Here is a 26,587-nt window from a genome sequence, read left to right as displayed (position 1 = left end):
CGGCTGCGCCCGGCGCTCGCGGCCGTCGCGGGCGTGGCCGCGCTCGCCCTCGGCACCGTGCTGAGCGACCGGACGGGCGGCGGGCGGTACGTCGCGCTCGTGCTGCTGGGCCTGCCGATCGTGCTGCCGCTCGTCGTCGCGGGCCACCTGCGGGCGCGCTGGGTCGCTGCCCTGCTGGTCGGGGCCGTGACCGTCGGCGCCGCCGGGGCTGCGCTGGAGGCGCGGCAGGCCGGGCTGGCGGACCGCGCCGACCTCGCCGTCTTCGGCGACGACCTGCCGCTGACCGAGGGCCGAGACCTGCGCAGCCCCCTGCCGGGGTACCGGCACCTGTCGACGCGGGTGCCGCACGCCGAGTGGGACCCGGAGCACGAGCTCCCGCTCGACATCCAGTGGCGTCGGGGGCGTCACCCGGAGCGCGAGGAGAACTACGTCGTGTCCGTCAGCCTGCGGCCGACCGACTGCACCCCGATCGGCGCCACCCCGACGTGCGTGGAGGTCGGCCGGGGAGACCACGGCCGCGTCCTGCGCCACGACAACGCGGTCACCTACCTGTTCGTGCAGGTGGGCGACGTCGAGTGGCGGGTCGACGGGCTCGAGGACGCCGACGCGCTCGCGGTCCTCGACAGCCTCGAGGCGGTCGACGCGGAGACGTTCCGGCGGGCCGACGAGCGTTCGGGCGAGCTGGACTGAGCCGCGGGACCGCGCCGGCCCGCGGCCGGGTCGGGGACACTGGTGACAGCAACCGTCGCTCGACAAGGAGTTCGCCGTGCCCGAAGGAATCGTCCGCTGGTTCGACGCCGAGCGGGGCTTCGGCTTCCTGGACCTCGGGGAGGAGGGCGAGGACCTGTTCGTGCACGCGTCCGAGATCCTCGACGACGACGGCCCGCGCGTGCTCCGCGAGGGCCAGGTCGTCGAGTTCGAGCTCGGCGAGGGGGACCGCGGCCCGCAGGCGCGCCGCGTCCGCGTGACCGGTGACCACGCCCCCGGCGCGGCGCTGGGCGTGCTCGGCACCGTGACCTGGTACGAGCCCGGCAAGGGGTACGGCTTCGTCACGCCGGACACCCGCGGCACCGAGATCTTCGTCCACAGCTCCGCGATCGTGGGCGGCGGCGTCATCTCCGAGGGCCAGCGGGTCGCGTTCCTGATCGTCGACGGCGAGCGGGGGCCGCAGGCGGACCACCTGCTGCCGCTCGGTCCCGACGCAGCCCCGCGGGCCGTCGCGTCCGACGGCGCGGACGGCACGGTGTCCTGGTACGACGTGGACAAGGGGTTCGGGTTCGCCACGCCCGACATCGGTGGCGACGACGTGTTCGTGCACGTCCGGGCGCTCCCTGCCGGCCTGACCGGGCTCACCGAGGGCGACCGGATCTCCTACGACATCGCCGCGAACGAGAAGGGCCCGCAGGCCCGCAACGTGCAGCTCGTCCGCGGCACGACGCAGCGGGGTGCGACGGCGGCGCCGGACCGCGGTCGGCCTGAGCGCGGCCGGCCGGAGCGCGGGCGGCCCGAGCGCCCGTCGGCCTCGGCCGGCCCCGTGCGTGGCGGCGAGGGCGTGGTCGCGCGGTACGACGCCGACCGCGGGTTCGGCTTCATCACCCCCGACGCGGGCGGTGCGGACCTGTTCGTGCACGTGTCGGTCGTGCGCGGCGCCGACGTGCTGATGGCGGGTGACCGGGTCCGGTTCACGGTGCGGCAGAGCGACCGCGGCCCCCAGGCCGACCGCGTCGAGCTGGTCTGAGCGCGCGGGCGACGACCGCATCTTGGGGCAGGGTGCTTGACCCGTCCGCGGAGCTCGCGCTACCACCGTTGCGGGACACGCACGACGGTCGCTCGACCCGGGACCACACCGAGGGCGCGGCCGGAGCGGCGAGCACGAGACCTGCACGCGAGTCGTCGAAGGGGGTCCGCGGACGTGGACATGCTGAGCGGTGACGAGATCACCGAGGCCGGGCTCGCCGACTGGCGCAAGCTGGCCCAGGGGCTGCACGCCCGCTACCTGGTCGACGACTTCGGTGCCGCCGCGCGGTTCGTCGCGGCGGTCGGCGAGGCGGGCGACGCCCTCGGGCACCACCCGGGCGTGGCGATCGGCCCGGGGTTCGTGGACCTGAAGCTGGTCAGCGCCGACGCCGTCTACCGCCAGCAGGACGGTACCGAGCACGTCGTCGAGTGGGTGACGCAGCAGGACCTCGACCTCGCGGGGCGGATCACCGACGTCGCCGCCGAGCACGGGCTCGCCGCCGACCCGGCCTCCGTCAGCGTCGTCGAGCTCGGGCTCGACACGGCGCAGCCCGGCACCATCGCCCCGGTGTGGGCCGCCCTGCTGACCGGCGACGCCGCGTCGCAGGGCCGGGGGTCACCGAGCGACGAGGTCCGCGACGCCACGGGACGGGTGCCGAACCTGTGGTTCGGTGACGCCGACGCGGGCGAGCCCGCGCGTCAGCGCCTCCACGTCGAGGTCTACGTGGCAGCCGAGGTGGCGGAGCAGCGCATCGCCGCCGCCGTCGCCGCTGGCGGCACCGTCGTCGACGACAGCGACGCGCCGTCCCTCACCGTGATCGCCGACCAGGACGGGAACACGGGCGTCGTCTGCGTCGCGTAGACCTGAGACCTGGTGTGGAGGGTCTGGTCCGCCGAGACTGAAGCTCATGGACACCGTGGTGAACGCCCAGGACGCCAAGGCGCACCTGTCGGCGCTCCTCGCTCGTGCCGAGTCGGGGGAGGTCGTGAAGATCGCGCGCGCCGGCACCCCGGCCGTCCAGCTCGTCCCGCTCGGCAGCGCGCCACGCCAGTTCGGGATCATGACGCTGCCGACGGCGCCGGACTCGTTCTTCGAGCCAATGAGCGAGGACGAGCTGGCGGAGTGGGAGTGAGCCGCACGTCTGCTCGACACGCACGTCGTGCTCTGGCTGCTGGCCGAGCCGGGCACGGTCGACCCGACGACCCGGGCCGCGCTCGCGGACCCGGCCAGCACGCTGGTCGTGTCGGCGGCGTCCGCGATGGAGGTCGCGACGAAGACCCGGCTCGGCAGGCTCCCCGCCGAGTTCGCAGCGCTCGTCCAGGCGTGGGGGCAGCGTGTGCGTGAACTGCGCGCGATCGAGCCGCCGATCACTGCGCAGCACGCGGTCCTGGCGGGGTCCCTGGTCTGGGACCACCGCGACCCGTTCGACCGGATCCTCGCGGCACAGGCCATCATCGAGAACGTCACGCTGGTGACCCGGGACGCGGAGCTGACCGCCTTCGCGCAGGTCGCCACCGTCCCGGCGTGACGGGACCCACCAGCCGATCGCGGTGCGTGACCGACGCGCCGACCCGCACGGGCACGGCCCGGGAGCGACTCGCCCGCGGATCCGGCCGCACGTCCGGCGTCCACGGCACGATGGAGCCGTGACCACCCAGTCCCGCACCCCGCAGCCCGCCGTGGCCCGCACGCAGCAGTTCCTCGACCGGCACGCGCCCGGTGTGAGCGTCCTGGTGCCGGACGCGGACACCTCGACCGTCACCGCCGCCGCGGCCGCGCTGGGCGTGCGCCCCGGCCAGATCGCCAAGACCCTCGCCGTGCGCGCCGGGGACAGCGTCCTCCTGCTGGTCCTGAGCGGCGACGCCCGCCTGGACAACCGCAAGTTCCGCGACCGGTTCGGTGCCAAGCCCCGGATGCTCGGCGCCGACGAGACCGAGCAGCTCACGGGGCAGCCGGTCGGCGGCGTCGGGCCCCTCGGCCACCCGCCCGAGCTGCCGGTGTTCGCGGACGTGTCGCTGCAGGCGTACGACGCCGTGTACCCCGCCGCGGGCAGCCGCTCGAGCGCCGTCCGCCTGACGCTCGAGCAGCTCGAGGCGCTGACGCACGCGACGTGGGTCGACGTCAGCACGCTCCCCGCCTCCGACTGACGGCGTCGCCGATCAGCCGTGACGACTACGGCACGTCGGGCTGGCTGTCGGCGCCCGCGCGCCCCCGTTCAGGTGCACCCGCGAGCCGTGCCAGGGCGTCGCCCGGCGACACGGAGGTCCGCTCCGGTCGGAGGTCCTGCACCGGCCACGGCCGGCCATGGCTGACCCAGTGCGTGCGCAGGCCTGCGGCGCGACCCCCGGCGATGTCCGCGGCGGGGTCGTCCCCGACCATCCAGCGGGCCTCGCCGTCCGCCGCCCCGAGCCGTGCCAGGGCTGCCGCGAAGATCGCCGGGTCCGGCTTGGCGACGCCCGCCTCCTCGGAGACGCACCAGCCGTCGACGCGGTCCGCGATGCCGGTCCGGCGGAGCTTGCCGACCTGGTTGTCGGTGCGCCCGTTGGTGACGACCAGCAGCCGCCACCCGGCGGACCGCAGGGCGTCCAGCCGCTCGAGGACGTGGGGGAAGGCGGGCGTCAGCAGCGGCATCTGCGCACGGAAGCCCTGCCAGATCGTCTCCGGCGGTCCTGCCTGCGGGAACCGCCGGGAGACGCCCTCGAAGAACTGCCGGCGCTGGGTGACCGTCCGGTCGAGCTGCCCGAGCCAGGCGTGGTCACCGTCGGGCAACGACCACCGGTCCGCGAACGACCGCGCCCACGCGGCGAAGCCGGCCGAGCGGTCGACGAGCGTGCCGTCGAGGTCGAGCAGCGCGATCACGAGCGGTGTCCTCGTCGCGACGGCCGCCGAGTCGGGGTCCGCAGGGGGGCCTCGTCGTCCATGCCCTCAGCGTGGCAGGTGACGGCCGGTGACGGGCGCGCGCTGCCGTCTGGGGTCGCGGCGTGATCTACACGACCCCGGGCTCCGTCGCCGCGATGCCGCGGCGACTGCGTACGGACCGGCCGGACCTGCGTCGCCCTCGGTCGGTCGACGACCAGCCCGGGCCGGGGGACCCGCGCGACGGTGCGCTCAGCCCGTCGGCTCCTGATACAGGCCCATGACGCTCCCGCCGGGGTCGCGGAACCGGGCGGTCAGCTCTCCCGGGTCCTCGCCGACGGGCTGGACGAGCTCGCACCCCTCGGCCGTCACGCGCTCGACCGCCGCCGCGAGGTCGTCGACCCAGACGTAGACGAGCACGCCGGGAGGGGTCGGCTCCCGGTGGGGGACCCAGTGGCCGCTGACCTCGTCGGCCGCGTCCTCGAAGAACCAGGTGCCGTGCGCCGAGCGCACCGTCCAGCCGAAGACGCGGGCGTAGAACTCGGCCGACCGCTGCGGGTCGACCGCGGGCAGCTCGACGTGGCAGATCTTCCCGTGGCGCAGCGTCGTCATGGCGACCACCTCCGGCCCCATGCTCGCTGCCGTCCGGCCTCGCGGAGCGGCTTCCGCGCGATCGGGCGGACGCGGCGCGGCCGTCGCGGCCCCGACTCGACGTCAGGGCCGCGACGGCCGCGAACCCGCCTGCACGAGGTGCGCTCGACGCGCACCGCTCACGCCGCCGTCAGCGGCCCATGATCGCGTCGATGATGCCCTGCTGGGTCACGGTCGCGCTGCGCCGGTCGAACAGCGCGAACCCGTACTGGCCGTTGTGCCCGTTGTCCCAGTAGGCGGTGACGGCGCCGTACCTCGCCGCGGTGGCGACGAAGGTGCGGGCGTAGTCGGCGCGGTACCGGTTGTTCGACGGGTCGAACGCGGTCTTGTCGATCGAGCCGTACTCGCCCACGAACACGGGGTACCCCTTGACCGCGAACGTGTCGTGCATCTTCTTCAGCTGCGCGTCCATGAAGTCCTGCTGGCCCCACGTCGACTTCTTCGCCGGGTCCGTCGCGTTCGGGCCCCACTGCGTGGTCGCGCCGCTCTCGGTGCCGGCGAAGTCCCAGGGATCGTAGTAGTGGACGGAGATCATGATGCGCTTCTCGGCGCTCGGGACGGCCGTCGACCGGTACTGGTCGGTCGGCACCACGAAGCCGTAGCTCCCGGCGGTGTAGTCGATGTTGGTGTTCCAGCCCGGCACGAGCAGCCACCGGGAGGCGTTGTTGCCGCCGGTCCGGCGCACGGTGTCGACGAAGACCTGGTTGTACGCGTTGATGTTGGAGTAGCACGGCTGGGTGGGGGCGCCGTACTGCCCGTCGAAGTTCTCGTTCATGGACTCGAAGACGAGGCGTCCGCCGAAGCCCTGGAGCTCCGACGCCACCTGCTGCCAGACCTTCTGGTACTTGTCCTTGATCGCCGTCTGCGAGGACGCGTCGCAGATGAGCCAGGCGCCGCCGACGCTCTTGTAGCCGTCGCCGTGCATGTTGATGACGACGTACATCCCGCGGTCGTAGGCCAGCTTCACGACCTGCTCGACCCGGTCGAGCCACGCGGGGTCGACGGTGTAGCCGGGGGCGGAGCCGATCTTGCCCAGGTAGGACACGGGGACGCGGACCGTGCTGAAGCCGGCGGCCTTGACCCGGTCGAGGAGGGCGCCCGTCACGACCGGGTTCCCCCACGCCGTCTCGTCGGGCATCCCGTTGACGTTGGCCTCGAGCTGGTTGCCGAGGTTCCAGCCCTTGCCCATGCCGGCGACGAGCTGCGCGGCGTCGACCGTGACCGCTCCGGTCGACGGCGTGGGGGAGGGCGTGGCCGTGGGGGTCGGCGTTCGCGTGGCCGTCGGCGAGGGGGTGGTCGTCGGCCGCGGTGACTGGGTCGGCGTGGTCGTCGGCGACGTGGTCGGCGAGCTGGTGGGCGTGACCGGCGCCCCGGTGCACGCGACGCCGTTGAGCGTGAACGCGCTCGGCACGGGGTTGGTGCCGGTGGACGTGCCGTTGAAGCCGAACGACGCGGTGCCGTGGGTGGCCAGCGACCCGTTCCACGCGGCGTTGCGCACCGTCACCGCGGCACCGGACTGGGTCACGGCGCCGCTCCACAGCTGGGTCACGGTCTGGCCGGCGCCGAAGGTGAAGCGCAGCTCCCACCCGCTGACGGGGTCGCCCAGGTTGGTCACCCGGACGTCGGCGCCGAAGCCGCTCTGCCACTGGTTCGTGATCGCGTAGTCGACGCGGCAGCCGGCGGCGGCGCTCGCCGGGGCGGTGGCCACGACGGAACCGGCGACGGCGACCGCGGCCGCCGCGGCGACGGTCAGCGCCTTGCGTAGTGAGAACACAGGTGGGATCCCTCTCAGGACGGGGGCGGCCGCGGGACAGGCGGCCGGGCGAGGACTGGCAAGTCCACCAGACGAGCGTGCGCGGAGCAGAGGCGTGAATCGATTCACTAGATGATGGTTCTCTCAGGAACGTCTCCTCCGAATTCCTCTGGGGCGCGCGCCGAGGCCGGTGGTTCAATCGGCTCCGTGACCACCCGAAACCGTCCAGCCGGCGACGTCGACTACGAGCGGCACGGCCAGGACTACGCGGCCCTGCGCACGACCGACCCCCGGATCGAGGCCAGGGTGCACGCCGCCCTCGGTGGCAGCCGGACGGTGCTCAACGTCGGGGCGGGAGCCGGGTCGTACGAGCCTGCCGACCGGTACGTGCTTGCGGTCGAGCCGTCGGCGACGATGCGCGCTCAGCGCCCTGCGACGGCGGCACCGGCGGTCGACGCCACGGCCGAGCGGCTGCCCTTCGACGACGACAGCGTCGACGCGGCGATGGCCATGGTGACCATCCACCAGTGGAGCGACGTCGAGCAGGGGCTCCGCGAGATGCAGCGGGTCAGTCGCGGGCCGGTCGTCGTCCTCACCGTCGACGCCCCGGCCCTGTACCGGTTCTGGCTGGCCGACTACTTCCCCGAGGTCATCGACCTCGACCAGACGCGGTTCCCGACCATCGACCGGGTCGTCGGCATCCTCGCCTCCGGCGGGGCCGACGTGCGCGTCGACGTCGTGCCGGTGCCCGTCGACTGCGTCGACGGCTTCGGAGAGGCTTTCTACGCCCGGCCCGAGGCGTTCCTGAGCCCCGAGGTGCGCGCTGCCACCTCGGGCTTCGTGCTGGCCGACCCCGCGGCCGTGCAGCGCGGCCTCGAACGCCTCGAGGCCGACCTGGCCAGCGGCGCGTGGGACGAGGCGCACGGACACCTGCGCGCGCAGGCCGAGTACGAGGGTGCGATGCGTCTGGTCACCGCCCACCCGTGACCGGGCGCCGTCCGCACGGACGGAGCCTCAGGAGGCGTTCGCGCAGCCGCTCCCGTGGGCGCCCGGCACCCGGCGCGCTCCGGGGCCCCGACCCGCGCGGTGAGCCTGTCCGACCCGGATGACGTCGTCGAGCTTGTCGCGCGTCGCGGTCAGCTCGTCGAGCTGGGTCTGCACGCGAGCGCGCTCGGCCAGGAGCCGCTCGTGCATCTCGTCGGTGAGGACGCCGCGCTCCATGCACGGCAGGATCCCCAGCACGGCCTTGCTGCCGAGCCCCGCGGCGTAGAGGTGCTGGATGAACCGGACCCGGTCGACCGCCTCGGGGGCGTAGTGGCGCTGCCCGCCGGCGCTGCGCTCGGAGCCGAGCAGCCCCTGCTCCTCGTAGTACCGCAGCGCCCGCACGCTCACGCCGGCCCGTGCGGCGACCTCTCCGATGCGCACCCGTTCCCTGCCTCTCGCCCTGGACTTGCCTCTGACGTCAACGTCAGGTTATAGCGTCCCGCCCATGACAACCGCACTCGTCACCGGGGCCAACCGCGGCCTCGGTCGCCACTTCGCCCTCGAGCTGCTCGCCCGGGGGGCCACCGTCTACGCCGGCGCCCGCGACCCGCAGACCCTCGACCTGCCCGGCACCCGGCCCCTCGCCCTGGACATCACCGACCCCGACGCCGTCGCCGCGGCCGCCGCGCTGGCGGGTGACGTGGACCTCCTGATCAACAACGCCGGGATCTCGACCGGCTCGCCGCTGCTCGGTGACCTGGACGGCGTGCGCGCCGAGCTGGACGTCAACTTCTGGGGCACGCTGTCGATGGTCCGCGCCTTCGCTCCGGTGCTGGCGGCCAACGGCGGCGGGGCGATCGTCAACGTCGCCTCCGCGCTGTCCTGGTTCGCCGCTCCCGGCGCCGGCGCGTACGCGGTGTCCAAGGCCGCGAACTGGAACATGAGCAACGCCCTGCGCCTCGAGCTCGCCGGGCAGGGCACGCAGGTCACGTCGGTCCACCTGGGTCTGGCAGACACCGACATGGCCAAGGCGCTCCAGGGACCCAAGACCGACCCGGCCGTCGTCGTCCGCCGGACGCTCGACGCGGTCGAGGCCGGCGACCTGGAGGTCGTCGTCGACGAGTGGAGCGCGATGGTCAAGGCCTCGCTGGCCGAGGATCCCCGTGCGTTCTACGACCGCTTCCTCGCGGCCTGAGCCCCCGGGCAGCCATGAGCTGCCAGCAGGCCGACGTGAGCAGGTCGACGTGGTCCTCGCGCAGCGTGCCGCCGCCGACGCGCACGCCGGGGAAGCTCTCGGCGAGGACGGCGAGCAGGGCCGTCCGCACCTCATCGATGTGCATGCCCGCCGTGAGGCGATGTGCGAGCAGGAGCGCTTCACCGTCCCAATAGGTGTCGTCGGCGTGGCTCTCGGTCAGCCACGGCTCCAGCGGGTCGTGCCGGACGAACAGCGGGGCCAGGGCCGCCGCGAGCTCGTCCGGGGCGTCGGGTGCGGGCACCGCTCCAGCCTGGACCCTGCGCGGCGGCCCGGCTATGAGACGTGGGACACCCCGTCGGCGTCGTCGCGCCGTGCGGCACGGCGGGCGGCAGGGGCGCACAGGGAGCGGACCGCGTCCGCCACCCGGTGCCGGTCGCGTCAGGTGGCGCTCCGCACCGCGTGGCGCACGCACACCACACCGTTGGCGAACCGCCGGGTGTCCAGCAGCTCCAGGTCGAGCCGGACGCCCTGCGGTAGCGCCGGCTTGCCGCCGCCCACGACCACCGGGCACGGGAGCAGCACGCACTCGTCGACGAGCCCGTGCCGGAACGCCTCGGGCCCGAGGGTCGCGCCGCCGACGCTCAGGTCCGAGCCGGACTCCTCCTTGAGCTGTCGCACCGCGTCAGGGTCGAACTCGCGCTCGATCCGCGTCCGCGCCGTCGACACCGCGTCGAGCGTCGTGGAGTACACGACCTTGTCGGCGTCGCGCCAGATCCCCGCGTACTCGCGGACGACGGCGGGTTCCGTCGCCAACCAGTCGTCGGTCTCCCAGACGCGCATCGTCTCGTACATGCGGCGGCCGTACAGCGACGTGCCGATGCCGCGCTCGTGCTCGTTCCAGAAAGCGTGCACCTCCTCGTCCGGCTCCGACCAGTCGAACGAGCCGCTCTCGTCCTCCAGGTAGCCGTCGAGCGAGGTGTTGGCTGCGTAGATCAGCTTGCCCATGAGTGCCTCCGGCCGGACGGGGGCTCCAGGCTGGCAGCGACGCGGCGGGATCGGCAAGGGGCCCTGCGCGCGACCGGGCCGCGCATCGACGGCAGGGTGCACGCGCACGGCGTGCGTCCGTTCACACGTGCTCCCGACCCCACGCGCGCCAGCCGCGGCACAGCACGTAGGCGACCAGCGTCGTGACGGTCACGCCGAGGTCGACGAGTGCCGTCTCCGGCGCGTCGGCCAGGCGGTCCCACATGACGAAGGCGAAGACGGTGACGGCGCCCTTGTGCAGGAGCAGGAGCTCCCACAGGCCCGGGTGGCGGCGCGGGCTGACGGCCAGCACGGTCCAGATCCCGGCGAAGACCAGGTACGCGAGCGTCCGCCACATCTCGCTGAGGAGGCGGTCGTCCGTGACGCCGGCGGTGATGACGAGCCCGCTCGCGAAGGCCGCGAGGGCGGCGACGGCGTTGAGCGCCATGATCGCGCGACCGATGCGGTCCTGCCGAGGCCCGACCGGGGCGACGTCGGTGCGGAGGGCGGTTGCTGTGGTCCGGTCGGCTGCGGCTGTCGTGCTCATGTCTGCTCCCGGTGATCGCTACGACGCATCTCGGTGGTTACGAGCCGTAACGATAGTGCTGATCCGTAACGGTGGCAACGGTTCTACACTCGGGGCGTGCCAGCCGACGACGCACGTGACTCCCTGTCCCGCCGGGAACGCCTCCGGCGGCAGACGGCCGACGAGATCAAGCAGCGCGCGTTCGACCTGGTCGACACCGACGGCGCCCACGACGTCACCATCGCGTCCGTCGGCAAGGGCATGGGCATGACACCGCCGGCGCTCTACCGTTACTTCCCGTCGCGCGAGGCGCTGCTGTCGGCGCTCGTGGTCGACGCGTACGCGGACCTCGGATCGACGGTCGCGGACGCCGTGGAGCGGGCGTCGGGCGACGAACCCGGGACGCGCGTCCGCGTCGCGCTCACCACGTACCGCGCGTGGGCGCTGGCCCACCCGCGCCGGTACACGATGCTCTTCTCCGACCGCTCGCGCGACGTGCCGGACCTCCCGGCGGGCGTCGCCGCGATCAACGTCGGCATGCTCCCCGTGCTCACCGCGCTCGGCGAGATCGCCGCGTCGTCCGGGCGCGCCGACCCTCCGGCCGACGAGGCGCTGTCACGCTGGGCGCAGGCCGTGGGTGCTCCGGCCGACCTCGCCCCGGTCGCGCTGCGGCTCGCCGTGCTGGCGTGGTCCCGCGTCCACGGTCTCGTCTCGCTCGAGATCACCGGCGCCCTCGCCGCGATGGGGCTCGACGCCGACCTCCTGATGGAGGCGGAGGTCGAGGGCGTGGTCGTCGCGGCGGACGCGCAGGCCCGGTGACGGGCTCGCCGGCGGCCGGGTACGGGACGCCTCGGAGGCAGGACGGCGTGACGCTCACCGCCCGGCAGGAGCGCCACTCCCGCGTCTCCGGGTCCCTCGCCGCCCGCGACGACGACGAGCTGGCGGCGCTCCTCCGGCGTGCGTCCGACGGTGCCGTCGGCGTGGGCGGGGGCTCCTCGGTGGTCGACGTCGACGGTGCCCCGGTGTTCGTGAAGCGCATCCCGATCACCGACCGGGAGCTCGCGCACCCGCACAGCACGGCGAACCTGTTCGGCCTGCCGACCGCCTGCCAGTACGGCATGCACCCCCTCGCCGGCCCAGGGTTCGGAGCGTAGCGCGAGCTCGCCGCGAACCTCACCGTGACGGACGGGGTGCTCGCCGGTGAGTCCGAGTGCTTCGCGCTGCTCCACCACGGGCGGGTGCTGCCGGGCCGCCCGCCCGTCGCCGACGAGCACCGGGACGTCGACGCCGTCGTCGCGCGGTTCGGCGGCGACCCGGCGGTGAGGGCCCGCTTCGAGGAGCTCGCTGACGCACGGTCCAGCCTCGTGCTCTTCCTCGAGCACCTCCCCGGTCGGCTGCCCGACTGGCTGGGCGACCCGGTGGCTCGGGCCGAGGACGTCGAACGAAACCTCCTCGAGGCCGTCGCGTTCCTGCGGGGCCGCGAGCTGCTGCACCTGGACGGGCACTTCGGCAACATGCGCGCCGACGACGAGCGGATCTACCTCGTCGACCTCGGGCTGGCCACCTCGCCGCGGTTCGAGCTGTCCGAGCCCGAGCGTGCCTTCGTCGCGCGCAACGTCGACCACGACGTCGACTACGCGGCGATGCGACTGGTGAACTGGCTCGTCACGACGGTGTGCGGGGTGCCGGTGCCGGCCGGCGGTGCTCCGGTCGCCCGCAACGCGTACGTGCGTCGGTGGGCGGACGGGCGCGCGCCGCGGGACGTGCCGCCGGCCGTGGCGAGCATCCTCGACCGGCACGCCGCCGCCGCGGCCCGGATGAACGACTTCTGCTGGCGCCTCGTCGACGGCGACGTCCACGCGCAGTACCCGGGCCCCTAGCGCATCGCGTCGCCGCGCCCGTCCCGGTCAGGCGAGGGGGTCGTGTCCCCAGTTCATCAGCGACCACCGCCACGGGGTGTCCGTCACGTCGCCGTCGGGCCGCTGCGCGAGGTGCCGGTGCACGTACCCGACGACCTTCCGCATGTGCGCGGCGTCGTCGGCCGTGAGCTCCGTCTTGTTCGTGCGCAGGATCTCGACGATGCGTCGCCCGGACCGGTGGCCCGTCGACTCGCCGTCGCCGCCCGTGTCGCCGACCGACCGGGACTCCTCGGTCTCCAGCCACCGCTCGAGCGCCGCGGGGGTCATCGTGACCGCGGCCTGCCAGTCGTCCCAGATCTCGGCGACCGCGTCGTTCGTCCCTGCCATGCGTCCGCTCCTCAGAGGTCGTCGGTGGAGAACGTGTCGCCCGGGTCCGGGCCGCTCTCGTCGTCTCCGATGGTGAACCACTGCCGCCCGCGCGGCGCGCCGGAGCCATGGTCCGCGGAGGAGCTCGGTCGACGTGAACGCGTGCGGTCCCGCTCCAGCGGACGACACTGCGACGACCGGTGTCGCCTACGTGTCCAGATCCTCACGCGAGCCTCGGGCGACGAGCCCAGCGTCCGGGACCACGGTGTCGTCGCCGGCGGGCGGCGGGACCAGCCAGCGGCGGTAGGTCACCGACTGCTCGGTGAACCCGTGAGACGCGGAGAAGCGCCGGGCGCCGTCGTTGGCCGCCGTGGCGGTCACGGACAGCGCCTGGGTGCCGCGACCTCGCGCCCACCCGACGAACGCCCCGAGCAGCGCCGAGCCGCTGCCGGCGCCGCGGAGCGCCGTCGACACCTGCATGCTCTCCAGCACGGCGACGGGTACCCGGCGGAAGCTGTCCGCGGGGGCGAACCGCCCGACCAGGTGGCCGTGCACCGCGCCGCCGACCCGCAGCGCGAGCAGCACCGCGTCCGGGTCGCCGGCAACCGCCTCCACGTACCCCGCACCGTCGGTCGCCGGCCAGTCCCGGGCGACCACGGCGTCGAACCGGCGCGAGTCGTGCTCCCACAGCCCGTCCAACGACGCGACCAACCCGTGCACCAGCGCGCCGTCGACCGGGTGCCTCACCGTGATCACCTCGACGGCCTCCATGCGCAGCGACGCCAGACCGGCGACCCGCCCATAAAGAACCCTGGTGACGGGACGCCGGCGCCCCGGGGACGCCGCGTTCCTCGCCACGTCGTCCGACCCCTCGGCGGTGGGCTCCGCCGAGCGACGACCGCCCCGACCTACTCGACGACCGCGTCCGCGAGCTCGACGACCGCGTCGGCCAGGAAGGGGCCGAACCAGATCCGGTCGTTGTGCCCCGCGCCCGGCACCACGACCTCGCCCTGCAGGTTGCCCACCTGCGACGCGAGCGCGGCGGAGAGCCGGGACGGCACCACGTCGTCGGCGGTGCCGTGCAGCACCAGCACCGGGACCTCGCTGCCGGACAGGTGCTCCGCGCTCGGGAACCGGTCGCGCAGGAGCAGCCCGACGGGCAGGTACGGAAGCTGCGCCCGCGCCACGTCGACGAGCGACGTGAACGGTGACCGCAGCAGCACGCCGCCGGGCGGGTCCGAGGTGACCAGCCGCGACGCCACGCCGGTCCCGATCGACTCCCCGACGTACAGGGTCCGGGCCGGCTCGAACCCCTCCGCGCGGAGCGCAGCGGCCGCCGCACGGGCGTCGAGCGCCAGGCCCTCCTCGCTCGGCCGACCCGGGTTGCCGCCGTACCCCCGGTACTCCAGCAGGAGCACCGTGAACCCCCGGCTCGCGATCTCCCGCGCCACGTCCAGCCGGCCGAGCCGGTTGCCCCCGTTGCCGGGCAGGTACAGGACGGCGACGTCCCGGTCCGCACCGCTCGGCGGGACGAGCCACGCCGTCAGCTCGAGGCCGTCCTCGGTTCGCAGGGTGAGGTCCCGTCCACCCGGCAGCCGGTCCGCGACCGAGCCGGCATCGGTCCGGTCGGGGAAGTAGATCAGCGCTCGCTGCAGCACGACCACCAGTGTGACCAGCACCAGGGCACAGGCGAGGACCACGGCGAGGGCGCGCCTCACCCGGCGCGCGGGGCTCCGCGGCACCCGCTCGGACCGGCCCACCCGAGTCACGGCGACCTCCTGGATGCACGACACGCGACGGCTGGCGACCCACCTGGGCTCTGGCGGCCACGGCGGGGTCGTCCCTTCGATTCGGCCTCCAGCCTGCTCAGGTAGGACCGGGTCCCGTGAAGGAGAAGGTCGTCTGCTCCATCGTGCGTGAGGGACGCCTGCTTGTCCTCGAGCACCTCGACATGCCGTCGCAACAGGCCGGCTCGTCCGGCCGGGCTCGGATGGGTCCACCTGCCGGCCGGCCCCGTCGCGGTGTCAGGAGATGCCGCTGAAGAACCTGCGGATGTCGTCCGCGAGCAGCTCCGTCGCGTCCATCGCGGGGAAGTGACCGCCCGCGGTGAACTCGCTCCAGTGGCCGATCGCCTTCCACGGGTCCATCGCGCGACGCACGAGGGGGTGGGAGTCGAACACGGCCCACCCGGACGGCACGCTGTGGCTCGTCGCGAAGTAGTCGATCCCGGAGTGCTCACCCTCGTAGTAGAGCTGCGCGCTCGACGCTCCGCTGCGGGTGAACCAGTACAGGCTGACGTTGGTGAGGAGCTGGTCGCGGTCGACCGACTCGTCCGGCGTGCGGGAGTCGCCGACGGCCCTGGTCTTGAACTTCTCGACGATCCACGCGAGCTGGGCGACGGGCGAGTCGGTGAGGGCTGCGGCGATCGTGTCGGGACGGTGGTTCTGCATCTCCAGGTAGCCGCGGTCGGCTGCAGCCTCGGTGCGCACGGCCTCGATCCGTGCGATCTCGTCACCGGACAGGCCGTCGGGATAGGGGAACTTCTCGCCGACCATCGCGAGCAGCCGGGACTCGCATCCGATGTGCGTGCCGATGACACGCTCGGGGTGACGCGCGGCGAGGAGGCCGGTGGTGCCCGAGCCGATGTCGGTGCCGTGGGCCCCGAACCTCTCGTAGCCGAGTCGCGTCATGATCTCGGCGTAGGCCTCCACGGTCCGCGCCAGCTCCCAGCCGGTCCCCGACAGCGGGGTGGAGAACCCGAAACCGGGCGGGGACGGGATGATCACGTGGAACTGGTCGGTCAGCAGAGGGATGAGCCGCTGGTACTCGACGAACGAGCCGGGCCAGCCGTGGTTCAGGATCAGCGCGGTGGCCTGCGGGTGGGCGGAGCGTGCGTGGACGACGTGGAACGTCTGCCCGTCGACGACCGTCGTGACCTGGTCGTACGCGTTGAGCTCCGTCTCCTGCGCGCGCCAGTCGAACCCGTCGCGCCAGTACTCGGCGAGCTCCTTCAGGTAGGCCAGCGGGATGCCGCGGCTGAAGTCGGTGCGATCGACCCGCCCGGGCGTGCAGATCGGCCAGCGCGTGCGTGCGAGCCGGTGGCGCAGGTCGTCGATCTCCGCCTGGGGAATGTCGATGCGGAACGGCACGAGCGTGTGGCGGTTGTCCATGCCCCCGACGTTCCCAGGCAATGCGGCGAGCCAGCTTCCGCGATCTCGGGCATCCTGGGTCTCGTGCTGGAGACCTCGGCTCGCCTGCTCGAGCTCCTGTCGTTGCTCCAGCTCAAGCCCGACTGGACGAGCGCGGAGCTGTCCGCCCGGCTCGGTGTCAGCACGAGGACCGTGCGCGCCGACGTCGTCAGGCTGAGGTCGCTGGGCTACCCGGTGGACGCGCGCCCGGGTGTCGCGGGCGGGTACCGGCTGGCCGCCGGGACGGCGATGCCGCCGTTGCTGCTCGGTGACGACGAGGCCGTCGCCGTCGCGGTCGCGCTGGGTGTGGCGGCGACCAGGAGGACCGGGGTCGAGGAGACGTCGCTCACCGCGCTCGCGAAGCTCGAGCAGGTGCTGCCCGCGAGGCTGCGTCGGCGGGTCCAGGCGGTACGCGAGGCGACGAGCGCCGTTCCGGGCCTGGAGCCGTCACTCGACCTGTCGGTGCTCGGAGCTGTCGCTGCCGCGGTCCGCGGCCACGAACGCCTCCGGTTCGGGTACACGAAGAAGCGCGGCGGCGAAGGGTCCCGCCACGTCGAGCCGCAACGGCTGGTGAGCTGGGGGCCGCTCTGGTACCTGCTCGCCTGGGATCTCGACCGTGACGACTGGCGGGTCTTCCGCGTCGACCGGATGGCTCCTCACGCACCGACGGGTGCGCGGTTCCCGCCGCGCGCGATCTCCGAGGACGACGCCGTCGAGCTCGTCGTCGGCCGCGTCAGCACGGCGTCCTGGACGTACCGCAGCCGCGTCCTCGTGCATGCGCCCGCCGCCGAGGTCGCGGCACGGATCCCCATCCCGCTCGACATCGAGGTGGTCGACGAGTCCACGTGCCGTCTCGAGCTGGGCGCCGACGACCCGGACGGGCTCGCGCTGTGGCTCGCCCAGCTCGACGCCGACGTCGAGGTGCTCGACGGGGACGAGCTCGCGGGGGCGTTCGACCGCCTCGCGACGAGGTTCCGCCGGGCGGCCGACGGCGCCGCCACCGGCTGAACGCTCCGGCGCTGACGGTGCAGGGACGCGCCGGACGCCTGCTACGCGGCAGCGCGAGTCACGGCATAGGCGGTCGGGCGAGAGCGGCGACGCCCCTCGGCGATCGATCGGCCCCGCGGGGCCTGTGCCGCCGGAGCTCGGGACGGCTGGTGCTGGCACGTGCTCGCGCCTCGTGCCGCCCGGGTCGGCGCACCACGCGGGAGCCGCGTGGTCAGCGGAGGACTCGATAGCGAAGATGGGCTTCGCCCGAGAACCCCGACGTCTCGACGCGTTCGAGGTCGACGCGCTGCCCGAGGCCGGCGAACAAGGGGATGCCGTCACCGAGAAGCAGCGGCACGACATGGAGGTGGATCTCGTCGACGAGCCCGAGTCGCAGGCACTGCCGCGAGATGCTGCCACCCAGGAGGCTGACCCACTTGTCGCCCGCCGCCTTCTTCGCGGCCGCGACGGCGAGCGCGATGTCGTCGACCACGAAGGTGTAGGTCGTCCCGTCCTTGACGATCGGCTCGTTCTCCGAGCGTGTCATGAGATACACCGGGACCCTCAGCGTCCCCCCGTAGGGCTCTTCGCCGTCGTCGATGGTCTGGCTCTTGTTGGCACCGCCGACGACGGCGCCGATGCGGTCCGTCACCGTCGTCACGACGGCTTGGTCCTCAGCGACCGTGGGAACGTCGGACATCCAGTCGACGCCTCCCCCGACGTCGGCCATGTACCCGTCCAGAGTCACCGTCGCGTGAATGAACACGGTCGCCATCGCTTCGCTCCTGCCAGTTCCAGTGGTGAGTCGGTCGGCTCACCTCTGTCGAGAGTGGCATCACCGCCGAGGTGAGTCAAGCGACTCACCTCGTGGCAGACTGCGGCAATGACCTCCCGGCTCCCCGACTACCACCGTGAGGTCCGGGCGCGGAACCGGGAGGCGATCCTGGACGCCGCCGCCGGGCTCTTCCTCGAGGCCGGGTTCGACGGGACCTCGTTGGCGCGAGTCGCCGAGGTCGCCGGCGTCTCCAAGGCGACGCTGTTCAAGCAGTTCCCCACGAAGTCGCAGCTCTTCGAGGCGACGGTGCTCGAAGCCGCCGGGATCCCCGACGCCGAGCTCGGCGAGCTGCCCTCCGAGGACTTCCGAGCCGGGCTGGTCCAGCTCGGGCGCGCCTATGCCGACCTGCTCGCTCGCCCCCGGGTCGCGGGGCTGATGCGGACGATCATCGCGGAGCTCCCCCGCTTCCCCGAGCTGCAGGAACGCACGTTCGACTTCGGCACGCTCTCCGTGCTGAGGGCGCTCCGGCACTACCTCCGCGAGGCAGACGCGGCGGGTGTCGCCGACATCGACGATCTCGAGGTGGCGGCGACACAGTTTCTCGGACTGATCGCCTCCGCCGTGTTCTGGCCCGGGCTCGTGCACGGCTCCTGGTCCATCACCCAGGAGGAACGGCTCCGTGCGATCGATGAGGCGGCCAGGACGATCGCTGCCCGCTACGCGGCGGGCGACTGATCGACCGTTCCCCGGCGCGAGACCCGTCGGCACGCACGATCTCGAGGATGCGCGCGACGGCGACAGCCCGAACCCGAACGTGACAGGTCGGATGCGAACCCACACGCGCACGCAGCGCGGTCCTTCTTCTCCTGCCGAGGGATCTCGCGTCCTCCCGGGGCCTCAAGCGCGCCTCGCCGAGGGATCGGGGGTGGTCGCCCGGCCGCGGCCTGACGGTGCGTGCAGGGAACAACATCGCGGACTCGGAAGTTGAGTCTGACAGGCTCAATCTCATCGCCGCGGACTTGCGCACCACTCCGCCGCGGCGCAGACTTGAGCGCAGCAGGCTCAAGACGGCCCGCCGCCCACCCGCCTGCGCCATCGAGCGCAGGCAGCAGTCCGGACGGCGCCACCTGTCGCGAGCACGACACGCACGCAGCAGCAGGACCACCGAAGGAAGAGGCACACGCACATGGCACGAGCAGTCGGGATCGACCTGGGTACCACCAACTCGGTGGTCGCCGTCCTCGAGGGTGGCGAGCCCACCGTCATCGCGAACGCCGAGGGCGCCCGCACGACGCCGTCGGTGGTCGCCTTCTCCAAGACGGGTGAGGTGCTGGTCGGCGAGGTCGCCAAGCGCCAGGCCGTCACCAACGTCGACCGCACGATCTCCTCCGTCAAGCGCCACATGGGCACGGACTGGTCGGTCGGGATCGACGACAAGAAGTACTCCGCGCAGGAGATCTCCGCGCGCGTGCTCGGCAAGCTCAAGCGCGACGCCGAGGAGTACCTGGGCGAGCCGGTGACCGACGCGGTCATCACGGTCCCCGCCTACTTCAACGACGCCGAGCGCCAGGCGACCAAGGACGCCGGCCAGATCGCGGGCCTCAACGTCCTGCGCATCGTCAACGAGCCGACGGCCGCGGCCCTCGCGTACGGGCTCGACAAGGGCAAGGAGGACGAGCTCATCCTCGTCTTCGACCTCGGTGGCGGCACGTTCGACGTGTCCCTCCTCGAGGTGGGCAAGGACGACGACTTCTCCACGATCGAGGTCCGCGCGACCTCCGGTGACAACCGCCTCGGTGGCGACGACTGGGACAACCGCATCGTCGAGCACCTCATCAAGCAGGTGAAGAACTCCTCGGGCGTCGACCTGTCGAAGGACAAGATCGCGCTGCAGCGTCTGCGCGAGGCCGCCGAGCAGGCGAAGAAGGAGCTCTCCTCCGCGACGAGCACCAACATCTCGATGCAGTACCTGTCGATGAGCGAGAACGGCCCGATCCACCTCGACGAAAAGCTGACCCGCGCGCAGTTCCAGCAGATGACCGCGGACCTGCTCGAGCGGACCAAGGCGCCGTTCCAGGCCGTCATCCGCGACGCGGGCATCAAGCTCTCCGACATCGACCACGTGGTCCTCGTCGGCGGCTCGACCCGCATGCCCGCCGTGGCGGACGTGGTGCGCGAGCTCACCGGTGGCAAGGAGCCCAACAAGGGCGTCAACCCGGACGAGGTCGTCGCCGTGGGCGCCGCGCTGCAGGCCGGTGTCATCAAGGGTGAGCGCAAGGACGTCCTGCTCATCGACGTCACGCCCCTGAGCCTCGGCATCGAGACCAAGGGCGGGGTGATGACCAAGCTCATCGAGCGCAACACGGCCATCCCGACCAAGCGCAGCGAGATCTTCTCGACGGCCGACGACAACCAGCCGTCCGTGCTGATCCAGGTGTTCCAGGGCGAGCGCGAGTTCGCGCGGGACAACAAGCCGCTGGGCACGTTCGAGCTGACCGGCATCGCGCCGGCGCCGCGCGGCGTCCCGCAGATCGAGGTCACGTTCGACATCGACGCGAACGGCATCGTGCACGTGTCCGCGAAGGACCGCGGCACGAACAAGGAGCAGTCGATGACGATCACCGGCGGCTCGGCGCTGCCGAAGGACGAGATCGACCGCATGGTCAAGGAGGCCGAGGCGCACGCCGCCGAGGACAAGGCCCGCCGCGAGGAGGCCGAGACCCGCAACTCCGCCGAGCAGCTCGTCTACTCGACCGAGAAGGTGCTCGCCGACAACGCGGACAAGGTCTCCGAGGACGTCTCGACCGAGGTCAAGGCCGCGATCACGGAGCTGAAGACCGCGCTCGAGGGCACCGACCTCGACGAGGTCAAGGCCAAGCAGGCCAACCTCGCGACCGTCAGCCAGAAGATCGGCGAGGCGATCTACGCCTCGAACGCCGCCGCAGACGCCCAGGGCGCCCCGGCCGAGGGAGCGCCTGCGGGTGACGCTCCGGCGGACGAGGACGTCGTCGACGCCGAGATCGTGGACGAGGACGAGCGCAAGTGACGAACGAGAACGCACGCCACGCGGGGTCGGGCGAGCCCGACCCCGCGGAGGGCGCCCCCCGGTTCACCGACAAGCGCCGCATCGACCCGGAGACGGGCCTGCTGCGGGAGCCGACCCCGGCCGAGGAGGCCGAGGCCGCCGCTGCCGACGCAGGTTCCGACGACCCCGTCGCGCACCTCGACTTCGAGACGCCCGACACGGGCGCCGTCGCGGCGGCCGAGGCCCTCGCGGCGGAGCGGCTCGACGAGCTGCAGCGGCGCAACGCGGCCTACTACAACCTCGAGCAGCAGTACTCGGGCTACGTGAAGCGCTCGAAGGCCGAGGCCCTCGTCGCACGCGAGCAGGGTGTCGCCGACGTCGCGGAGGCCCTCATCGGGGTCCTCGACGACATCGCGCTCGCCCGGCAGCACGGCGACCTGCAGGGTCCGTTCCTGTCGATCGCCGAGAAGCTCGAGTCGACGCTCGCGCGGTTCAAGATCGAGCGGTTCGGTGCCGAGGGCGAGGTGTTCGACCCGACGGTGCACGAGGCGCTCATGCACTCGCACTCGGCGGACGTCACCGAGCCGACGGTCGGCACGGTGCTCCAGCCGGGGTACCGCATCGGCGAGCGCGTGCTGCGGCCCGTGCGCGTCGCCGTGATCGACCCGGACGCCTGAGCGTCCGCAGACGAGGAAGGGAGGCGCCGTGACCGGCCAGGACTGGCTCGAGAAGGACTTCTACGCCGTGCTCGGCGTCCCCAAGGACGCGGACGCCGCGACGATCAAGAAGGCGTACCGCAAGCTCGCGCGCAACATGCACCCGGACCACAACCCGGGTGACGCGCGCGCGGAGGCGAAGTTCAAGGAGGTCGGGGAGGCGTACGCCGTGCTCTCCGACACGGAGCAGCGCGCGCAGTACGACCAGCTGCGCGCGATGGCCGGCGGCGCCCGGTTCGCGCCGGGCGCCGGCGGCTCCGCCGGGTTCGAGGACCTGTTCGGCGGGATGTTCGGGGGCGCGACGCAGGGCCAGCGCGTCCGCTTCCAGCAGACCGGTGGCGCGCCCGGCGGCACGAACTTCGAGGACCTGCTCGGCGGGCTCTTCGGCGGCGGTGCCGGCGGCGGCGGGTTCTCGCCGTCGCGCGGGCCGCGCCAGGGCGCCGACCTCTCGGCGGTCACGACGCTGCCGTTCCGCCAGGCGGCGACCGGCTCGACGGTCTCGCTCGACGTCGAGGGTCGCGTCGTCAACGCGCGCATCCCCGCGGGCGTCAAGGACGGGCAGAAGATCCGGCTGCGCGGCAAGGGGCGGCCGGGGGAGCAGGGCGGACCGGCGGGCGACCTCGTCGTCACCGTCCGCGTGACCCCGCACCCCGTGTTCGCGCTCGAGGGCAGCAACGTCCGCGTCACCGTCCCCGTCGCGTTCGACGAGGCCGCGCTCGGCGCGCAGGTCGACGTGCCGACGCTCGACGGCAGCACCGTGCGGGTCAAGGTCCCCGAGGGCACGCCGTCGGGGCGCACCCTGCGCGTCAAGGGCAAGGGCGTCACGACGCCGTCCGGCACGGGCGACCTGCTCGTGACCGTCCAGGTCGTCGTCCCGCAGCGCCTCACGGGTGCGGCGCGGGAGGCCGTCATGGCGTTCGGCGTCGCCACGTCGGGCGAGAACCCGCGCGCCGACCTGCTGGCGCGCGCCCGGGAGTGAGGCCGATGGTCTCCGAGGACGCGCAGGTCTACGTGATCTCGGTCGCGGCCGAGCTCGCGGGCATGCACCCGCAGACGCTCCGCCAGTACGACCGGCTCGGCCTCGTCTCGCCCGGGCGCACGCGCGGTCGGGGCCGGCGGTACTCGCTGCGCGACATCGCGACGCTCCGCGAGGTGCAGCGGCTCTCGCAGGACGAGGGCGTCAACCTCGCGGGCATCAAGCGCATCCTCGAGCTCGAGCAGCAGGTGGACCGGCTCCAGAGGCAGGTCGAGTACCTGCGCGCGTTCACCGAACCGGGCCGCCGGGTGTTCACCGCCGCGCCGTCGGGTGACGTCGTCGCGGTCCGCCCGGGGCAGCGGCCGCCGGGCACGCGCACCGTGCGCGGCGAGCTCACCTCGACGCCCGGCGCCCTCGTGCTCTGGCAGCCGACGCCGCGCTGACCGGCACGACGGAGCCGTCGCGCTGACCTGGCGGCGCGACGGATCCGGCGCGCGACCTGACCGGCCCGACGGAGCCTCCGCGCCGTGCGTCGGTGCTCAGGCGGGGCGCGGGCCGCCGGGCGTCACGAGCCCCGACTCGTAGGCGAGCACGACCGCCTGGGCGCGGTCGCGCAGCCCGAGCTTGCGGTGCAGGTGCTTCACGTGGGTGCGGACCGTCTCCTCGGAGACGTAGAGCCGGCCCGCGATCTCCGCGTTCGACGCCCCGGACGCCATCGCGAGGAGCACCTCGCGCTCGCGGTCGGTCAGCGTGGCGAGCGCCGGGTGCTCGGCCCCGGGCGCCGGGGTGCGCGCGAACGCCTGGATCAGCCGGCGCGTGACCGAGGGCGACAGCAGCGCGTCCCCGGACGCGACGACCCGCACCGCGTCGATCAGGCCCTCGGGTGGCGTGCGCTTGAGCAGGAACCCCGAGGCCCCGGCACGGATCGCGTCGACGACGTACTCGTCGCGCTCGAACGTGGTGAGGATGACCACGCGGGTCGACGGCGCCGACGTGGCGAGCCGGTCCGTCACCTCGATGCCGTCCATCCGCGGCATGCGGATGTCGACGAGCGCGACGTCGGGCCGCTCACGCTCGATCGCGCGCAGGCCCGCCGGGCCGTCGGGGGACTCCGCGACGACCACGATGTCGTCGACGCTCTCCAGGATCATCCGGACGCCGCTGCGCACGAGGTGGTCGTCGTCGACCAGCGCGACCCGGATCACCGGTCGGTCCGCAGCGTGCAGCGCACGGCCCAGCCCCCGCACGGGTCGGGGCCGATCTGCGCGGCCCCCCCGAGGGCGGCGACCCGTTCGCGGATGCCGCGGACGCCGCGCCCGGTCCCGGCCCGGTCCGCGCTCGACCCGCGCGGCGGCCCGCCCGTCGCCGAGCCCACCCGCGCACCGTCGTCCTGCACGCGGACGCGCACCTCGTCGTCGCCGTACGCGACCTCGACCTCGGTCCGCGCCCCGCCGGCGTGCTTCGCGACGTTCGTGAGCGCCTCCTGGACGACGCGGTGCACGGCGACGGCGACCGGAGCCGGGAGCTCGCGCGGCCCGCCGGTCACGGTGAGGTGCACCGCCAGACCGGCGGCGACGAACCGCTCGACGAGCTCCCCGAGGTCCTCCACCCCGCGGCCCGGCCGGCGGGTCGGTGCCGTGTCGAGGAGCTCGAGCGCGCCGTCGAGCTCCGCGAGCGCCTCCCTGCCGACGCTCTCCACGACCGCGAGGGCGTCGGCGCTGGCCACGGGGTTACGATCGAGCAGCCGCCGGCTGGCCCCGGCCTGGAGCACCATGACGTTGAGGGCGTGGCCGACGATGTCGTGGACGTCCGCGGCCAGGCGCTCCCGCTCCTGCGCCACCGCGCGGGCCCGGTCCGCCTCCCGGAGTCGCTCCTGCTCGGCGAGCCGCTCGAGGGCCTCGGCGGCGGAGCGCCGGCGCTGGACCTCGGCCCGCCCCGCCACCCAGGCGAGCGCCCACGCGCCCACGAGGGCACCGGGCAGCCACGGGATGTCGGACGACGGCACGAGCGTCCAGTAGAAGATGACGCCGGCGAGGCCGGCCACGAGCGCGACGGCCGCGCGCCACCGGCCGGCGTACGCGGCGGCGGAGTACAGGCCGATCGCGTTGGGGTAGGGGTACAGGCCGGCGTCGTAGAAGCGCGCGGCGAGGAGCAGCAGCGCGGCACAGCTCACGAGGTACGACCCGAGCGGGAACCGGCGTCGGAAGGCGAGGGACCCCCCGATCGTGCCCGCGAGGACGATCGCCCCCGGCGAGCCCCCGGTCTCCGCGACCGCCTCGCCGACGAGCATCGTGCCGAGCACGACGGCGAGGGCACCGTCCCACAGGAGCACCCGCGTGCGTGGGGCCGGGCGGGCCGCCAGCGTCCGGGCGACGGCGTCCCGGAGCGTCGCCGTCCGCGCGACCGTGCCTGCGGGACGGGGTGGGCGGGGCCCGACCTCGTCGGTCTCGGTCGCGGCCTCAGAGCCGGTGCGCATGGGTTCCCTCGCGGTCGTCGTCCGCGGTCAGCCGGAGCGGAACAGGTCGGGCACCAGCATCCCGCACCGCCAGAACGAAGGGAACGACGACGGCGGTGGCGGCCAGGGCGAGCCCGACGGCCGTCGCCACCGGCAGATCCGTGAGGGCGCGTCCGGCGTACGCCTGGGCGACGACGAGCGCGGTCAGCGCCGTGTACCCGCCCGCAGCCGCCAGCATCGCGCGCGCGCGGCCCCGGGGGGTGAGCCCGGAACGCCCGAGCAGGAGGGCCAGCAGCCCGAGCACCTGCAGCCCGTGCAGGGACACCGCGTGCGCGAGCTTCGCCGAGCCCGCCGCTCCCACCAGGACCACGCCGGGCACCGTGCCGTGCGTCTCGGTGAGCTCCAGCCCGCGCGCGATCATGTCGCCGCCGATCGCGCCTCCGACCATCGTGACGGTGAGCCCGACGGCGACGGCCACGACGACCGGGGCGGGCCCGCGCAGGCGCAGGGCCGCCCACACCCCGAGCACGACCACGCCGAGCAGGGCCGTCCCGATCGCGGCCGCCATCACCGTGAACACCAGGGCGTCCAGCGGGGTCGCGTCGTTGAAGTGCGACGGCACGCCGCGCCACCGCTGGACGGTGATGAGCCCGACCTCCAGGAGCGAGCCGCCCGCGACCAGCACCGTGACCGACCAGCCCCAGGCCCGCGAGCGCGGCAGGGTGCCCTGGATCCAGCCGCACGAGAGGAGCAGGAGGCCGAAGGAGAAGCCGAACGTCATGGGCTTGCGCCACGACACCGCCCCGTCCCAGGCGCTGCCGTCGACCAGCCACACCGCCGCGTGCACGACGGCGGAGCCGAGGAGCACCAGACCGCCGAGGTAGAGCGCGCGCTGGTAGCCGGAGGTGGGTGCGGCGTCAGCCAGGGCGGCGCGCAGCTGCGCCGTCACGGCGCGCGCGACCTCGGATGGGCGGCGCGGGGGGCGCGGGGGGCGCGGACCCGTGCCGGTCGGGGTCGCGACCGGGCCGCCGGGGGCGGGCGGGGTGGTGCGGGGCGGGGGCTCGGGTCTCATGCGGCCATCGTCGGAGCCCGTGGCCGCGCCGGTCGTCCTCCGCCGCGGGGAGCCGGCCTCCCCCTGCCGGGTGAGGTCCGCGCCGGCGGGGCGTGCGTGCGACGGCACGACGGCACCGCCCGACGCCGCACGGCGCCCCGCGCCACAGCCCCCGACCGGACGGGTCCGCCGGCACCGCACCGCGGGAGCCGGCCGTGGCCGACCCCCGCGGTGCCCCGGCGTCGGGCTCAGCGCTGGGCGCGGAGCCGGCGCCGGTGGGAGACGACGAGTGCGGCGGCGCCCGCGATCATGAGCACCATGGCCGCCCCGGCGACGGCCCCCACGTCGAGGCCGGTGCTGACTCTAATACACATCTCCGATCCCACGAGACCGTCACCTTGATGGCGTATTCAGTAATGGTCGAGCAGAAGGGGGGGTGGGGGGGGGGGGGGGGGGGGGGGGG

Annotated in this window: 33 protein-coding genes; 17 read left to right on the top strand and 16 right to left on the bottom strand. The window is 73.7% G+C overall.

The annotated features are described in order from the left end of the window. From AB6N24_RS14550 to AB6N24_RS14525, 6 genes are all read left to right on the top strand, one after another. A partial coding sequence (locus tag AB6N24_RS14550; RefSeq protein ID WP_412870104.1) for a hypothetical protein occupies positions 1 to 690 on the top strand: 690 nt, incomplete at its 5' end. Between the two features lie 76 nt (positions 691 to 766). Further along, positions 767 to 1,738: a cold-shock protein gene (locus AB6N24_RS14545; protein ID WP_412870103.1), complete on the top strand. Its 972-nt coding sequence runs from the start codon at positions 767 to 769 to the stop codon at positions 1,736 to 1,738. 174 nt (positions 1,739 to 1,912) lie between these two features. Further along, a complete protein-coding gene (locus AB6N24_RS14540) occupies positions 1,913 to 2,599 on the top strand; it encodes a 4a-hydroxytetrahydrobiopterin dehydratase (protein ID WP_412870102.1) in 687 nt (228 codons plus the stop codon). Between the two features lie 46 nt (positions 2,600 to 2,645). Further along, complete coding sequence (locus AB6N24_RS14535; RefSeq protein WP_412870101.1) at positions 2,646 to 2,870, top strand: type II toxin-antitoxin system Phd/YefM family antitoxin; 225 nt, start codon at positions 2,646 to 2,648, stop codon at positions 2,868 to 2,870. A gap of 9 nt (positions 2,871 to 2,879) precedes the next feature. Continuing rightward, positions 2,880 to 3,266 carry a type II toxin-antitoxin system VapC family toxin gene (locus AB6N24_RS14530; RefSeq protein ID WP_412870105.1) on the top strand — a complete coding sequence of 129 codons (387 nt, stop codon included), beginning with the start codon at positions 2,880 to 2,882 and terminating at the stop codon, positions 3,264 to 3,266. Between the two features lie 118 nt (positions 3,267 to 3,384). Then, positions 3,385 to 3,885, top strand: a complete 501-nt coding sequence (locus AB6N24_RS14525) for a YbaK/EbsC family protein (RefSeq protein ID WP_412870100.1) — start codon at positions 3,385 to 3,387, stop codon at positions 3,883 to 3,885. A 25-nt stretch (positions 3,886 to 3,910) separates the two neighbouring features. Here the strand turns inward: AB6N24_RS14525 and AB6N24_RS14520 are convergent, their stop codons facing one another. The 3 genes from AB6N24_RS14520 to AB6N24_RS14510 form a co-directional block, all read right to left on the bottom strand. Then, a complete protein-coding gene (locus tag AB6N24_RS14520) occupies positions 3,911 to 4,597 on the bottom strand; it encodes an HAD family hydrolase (RefSeq protein ID WP_412870099.1) in 687 nt (228 codons plus the stop codon). A 249-nt stretch (positions 4,598 to 4,846) separates the two neighbouring features. Further along, positions 4,847 to 5,206: a VOC family protein gene (locus tag AB6N24_RS14515; RefSeq protein WP_412870098.1), complete on the bottom strand. Its 360-nt coding sequence runs from the start codon at positions 5,204 to 5,206 to the stop codon at positions 4,847 to 4,849. Between the two features lie 169 nt (positions 5,207 to 5,375). Beyond that, positions 5,376 to 7,019 (bottom strand): cellulase family glycosylhydrolase, encoded by a 1,644-nt coding sequence (locus tag AB6N24_RS14510; RefSeq protein WP_412870097.1) that lies wholly within the window; start codon positions 7,017 to 7,019, stop codon positions 5,376 to 5,378. A 186-nt stretch (positions 7,020 to 7,205) separates the two neighbouring features. On the opposite strand from AB6N24_RS14510, the gene AB6N24_RS14505 reads away from it, so the two are divergent. Continuing rightward, on the top strand, positions 7,206 to 7,985 hold the full coding sequence (locus AB6N24_RS14505; RefSeq protein WP_412870096.1) for a class I SAM-dependent methyltransferase: 780 nt from the start codon (positions 7,206 to 7,208) through the stop codon (positions 7,983 to 7,985). Positions 7,986 to 8,012: 27 nt separating this feature from the next. On the opposite strand, the gene AB6N24_RS14500 is transcribed toward AB6N24_RS14505, so the two are convergent. Beyond that, entirely contained in the window at positions 8,013 to 8,423 is a 411-nt protein-coding gene (locus AB6N24_RS14500; protein WP_412870095.1) for a MerR family transcriptional regulator, read from the bottom strand. A 64-nt stretch (positions 8,424 to 8,487) separates the two neighbouring features. On the opposite strand from AB6N24_RS14500, the gene AB6N24_RS14495 reads away from it, so the two are divergent. Further along, positions 8,488 to 9,177 carry an SDR family oxidoreductase gene (locus AB6N24_RS14495; protein ID WP_412870094.1) on the top strand — a complete coding sequence of 230 codons (690 nt, stop codon included), beginning with the start codon at positions 8,488 to 8,490 and terminating at the stop codon, positions 9,175 to 9,177. Here AB6N24_RS14495 and AB6N24_RS14490 read toward each other — a convergent pair. From AB6N24_RS14490 to AB6N24_RS14480, 3 genes are all read right to left on the bottom strand, one after another. Then, a complete protein-coding gene (locus AB6N24_RS14490; protein ID WP_412870093.1) occupies positions 9,119 to 9,478 on the bottom strand; it encodes a hypothetical protein in 360 nt (119 codons plus the stop codon). The two genes, AB6N24_RS14495 and AB6N24_RS14490, sit on opposite strands and share 59 nt — an antisense overlap. Positions 9,479 to 9,615: 137 nt before the next feature. Next, on the bottom strand, positions 9,616 to 10,182 hold the full coding sequence (locus tag AB6N24_RS14485) for a dihydrofolate reductase family protein (RefSeq protein WP_412870092.1): 567 nt from the start codon (positions 10,180 to 10,182) through the stop codon (positions 9,616 to 9,618). A 121-nt stretch (positions 10,183 to 10,303) separates the two neighbouring features. Further along, complete coding sequence (locus AB6N24_RS14480) at positions 10,304 to 10,747, bottom strand: hypothetical protein (RefSeq protein ID WP_412870091.1); 444 nt, start codon at positions 10,745 to 10,747, stop codon at positions 10,304 to 10,306. A gap of 96 nt (positions 10,748 to 10,843) precedes the next feature. On the opposite strand from AB6N24_RS14480, the gene AB6N24_RS14475 reads away from it, so the two are divergent. The 3 genes from AB6N24_RS14475 to AB6N24_RS14465 are packed head-to-tail and all read left to right on the top strand — an operon-like array spanning position 10,844 to position 12,606. After that, positions 10,844 to 11,545, top strand: coding sequence for a TetR/AcrR family transcriptional regulator (locus AB6N24_RS14475; protein ID WP_412870090.1), 702 nt, complete (start codon positions 10,844 to 10,846; stop codon positions 11,543 to 11,545). A gap of 47 nt (positions 11,546 to 11,592) precedes the next feature. Next, entirely contained in the window at positions 11,593 to 11,880 is a 288-nt protein-coding gene (locus tag AB6N24_RS14470) for a hypothetical protein (RefSeq protein WP_412870089.1), read from the top strand. A 24-nt stretch (positions 11,881 to 11,904) separates the two neighbouring features. Beyond that, entirely contained in the window at positions 11,905 to 12,606 is a 702-nt protein-coding gene (locus AB6N24_RS14465; RefSeq protein WP_412870088.1) for a BUD32 family EKC/KEOPS complex subunit, read from the top strand. A 27-nt stretch (positions 12,607 to 12,633) separates the two neighbouring features. Here AB6N24_RS14465 and AB6N24_RS14460 read toward each other — a convergent pair whose 3' ends face one another. The 4 genes from AB6N24_RS14460 to AB6N24_RS14445 form a co-directional block, all read right to left on the bottom strand. Then, a complete protein-coding gene (locus tag AB6N24_RS14460; protein WP_412870087.1) occupies positions 12,634 to 12,972 on the bottom strand; it encodes a DUF3140 domain-containing protein in 339 nt (112 codons plus the stop codon). 186 nt (positions 12,973 to 13,158) lie between these two features. Then, positions 13,159 to 13,698 (bottom strand): GNAT family N-acetyltransferase, encoded by a 540-nt coding sequence (locus AB6N24_RS14455; RefSeq protein ID WP_412870086.1) that lies wholly within the window; start codon positions 13,696 to 13,698, stop codon positions 13,159 to 13,161. 161 nt (positions 13,699 to 13,859) lie between these two features. Continuing rightward, a complete protein-coding gene (locus AB6N24_RS14450; RefSeq protein WP_412870085.1) occupies positions 13,860 to 14,609 on the bottom strand; it encodes an alpha/beta hydrolase in 750 nt (249 codons plus the stop codon). A gap of 366 nt (positions 14,610 to 14,975) precedes the next feature. Further along, positions 14,976 to 16,121 (bottom strand): epoxide hydrolase family protein, encoded by a 1,146-nt coding sequence (locus AB6N24_RS14445; RefSeq protein ID WP_412870084.1) that lies wholly within the window; start codon positions 16,119 to 16,121, stop codon positions 14,976 to 14,978. A 63-nt stretch (positions 16,122 to 16,184) separates the two neighbouring features. Here AB6N24_RS14445 and AB6N24_RS14440 point away from each other — a divergent pair, with 63 nt between their 5' ends. Continuing rightward, a complete protein-coding gene (locus AB6N24_RS14440) occupies positions 16,185 to 17,147 on the top strand; it encodes a helix-turn-helix transcriptional regulator (protein WP_412870083.1) in 963 nt (320 codons plus the stop codon). A 211-nt stretch (positions 17,148 to 17,358) separates the two neighbouring features. On the opposite strand, the gene AB6N24_RS14435 is transcribed toward AB6N24_RS14440, so the two are convergent. Continuing rightward, the gene (locus tag AB6N24_RS14435; RefSeq protein ID WP_412870082.1) at positions 17,359 to 17,901 is read right to left on the bottom strand and encodes a dihydrofolate reductase family protein; all 543 of its coding nucleotides are present in this window, start codon (positions 17,899 to 17,901) and stop codon (positions 17,359 to 17,361) included. A 108-nt stretch (positions 17,902 to 18,009) separates the two neighbouring features. Here AB6N24_RS14435 and AB6N24_RS14430 point away from each other — a divergent pair, with 108 nt between their 5' ends. From AB6N24_RS14430 to AB6N24_RS14410, 5 genes are all read left to right on the top strand, one after another. Beyond that, positions 18,010 to 18,636 (top strand): TetR/AcrR family transcriptional regulator, encoded by a 627-nt coding sequence (locus AB6N24_RS14430; RefSeq protein WP_412870081.1) that lies wholly within the window; start codon positions 18,010 to 18,012, stop codon positions 18,634 to 18,636. A gap of 451 nt (positions 18,637 to 19,087) precedes the next feature. After that, positions 19,088 to 20,947, top strand: coding sequence for a molecular chaperone DnaK (gene dnaK / locus AB6N24_RS14425; protein WP_412870080.1), 1,860 nt, complete (start codon positions 19,088 to 19,090; stop codon positions 20,945 to 20,947). Then, positions 20,944 to 21,603, top strand: coding sequence for a nucleotide exchange factor GrpE (grpE, locus tag AB6N24_RS14420; protein ID WP_412870079.1), 660 nt, complete (start codon positions 20,944 to 20,946; stop codon positions 21,601 to 21,603). The genes dnaK and grpE overlap by 4 nt, the downstream gene beginning before the upstream one ends. A 28-nt stretch (positions 21,604 to 21,631) precedes the next feature. Then, positions 21,632 to 22,621, top strand: coding sequence for a DnaJ C-terminal domain-containing protein (locus AB6N24_RS14415; RefSeq protein ID WP_412870078.1), 990 nt, complete (start codon positions 21,632 to 21,634; stop codon positions 22,619 to 22,621). A gap of 5 nt (positions 22,622 to 22,626) precedes the next feature. Further along, positions 22,627 to 23,061, top strand: a complete 435-nt coding sequence (locus AB6N24_RS14410; protein ID WP_412870077.1) for a heat shock protein transcriptional repressor HspR — start codon at positions 22,627 to 22,629, stop codon at positions 23,059 to 23,061. Between the two features lie 96 nt (positions 23,062 to 23,157). On the opposite strand, the gene AB6N24_RS14405 is transcribed toward AB6N24_RS14410, so the two are convergent. From AB6N24_RS14405 to AB6N24_RS14390, 4 genes are all read right to left on the bottom strand, one after another. Next, entirely contained in the window at positions 23,158 to 23,823 is a 666-nt protein-coding gene (locus AB6N24_RS14405) for a response regulator (RefSeq protein ID WP_412870076.1), read from the bottom strand. Continuing rightward, a complete protein-coding gene (locus AB6N24_RS14400) occupies positions 23,820 to 25,094 on the bottom strand; it encodes a sensor histidine kinase (protein ID WP_412870075.1) in 1,275 nt (424 codons plus the stop codon). Before AB6N24_RS14400 ends, AB6N24_RS14405 begins: the two co-directional genes overlap by 4 nt. Further along, positions 25,078 to 26,145: a hypothetical protein gene (locus AB6N24_RS14395; RefSeq protein WP_412870074.1), complete on the bottom strand. Its 1,068-nt coding sequence runs from the start codon at positions 26,143 to 26,145 to the stop codon at positions 25,078 to 25,080. The genes AB6N24_RS14400 and AB6N24_RS14395 overlap by 17 nt, the downstream gene beginning before the upstream one ends. Before the next feature lie 227 nt (positions 26,146 to 26,372). Continuing rightward, positions 26,373 to 26,510, bottom strand: coding sequence for a hypothetical protein (locus tag AB6N24_RS14390; RefSeq protein ID WP_412870073.1), 138 nt, complete (start codon positions 26,508 to 26,510; stop codon positions 26,373 to 26,375). Positions 26,511 to 26,587: the final 77 nt, after the last annotated feature.

The sequence above is a fragment of the Cellulomonas jepli genome, assembly GCF_047229345.1.
In the GTDB taxonomy this organism is placed as follows: domain Bacteria; phylum Actinomycetota; class Actinomycetes; order Actinomycetales; family Cellulomonadaceae; genus Cellulomonas_A.
The sequence above is the reverse complement of the archived record's forward strand: the minus strand, read 5'-3'. Positions and strand labels throughout refer to the sequence as shown.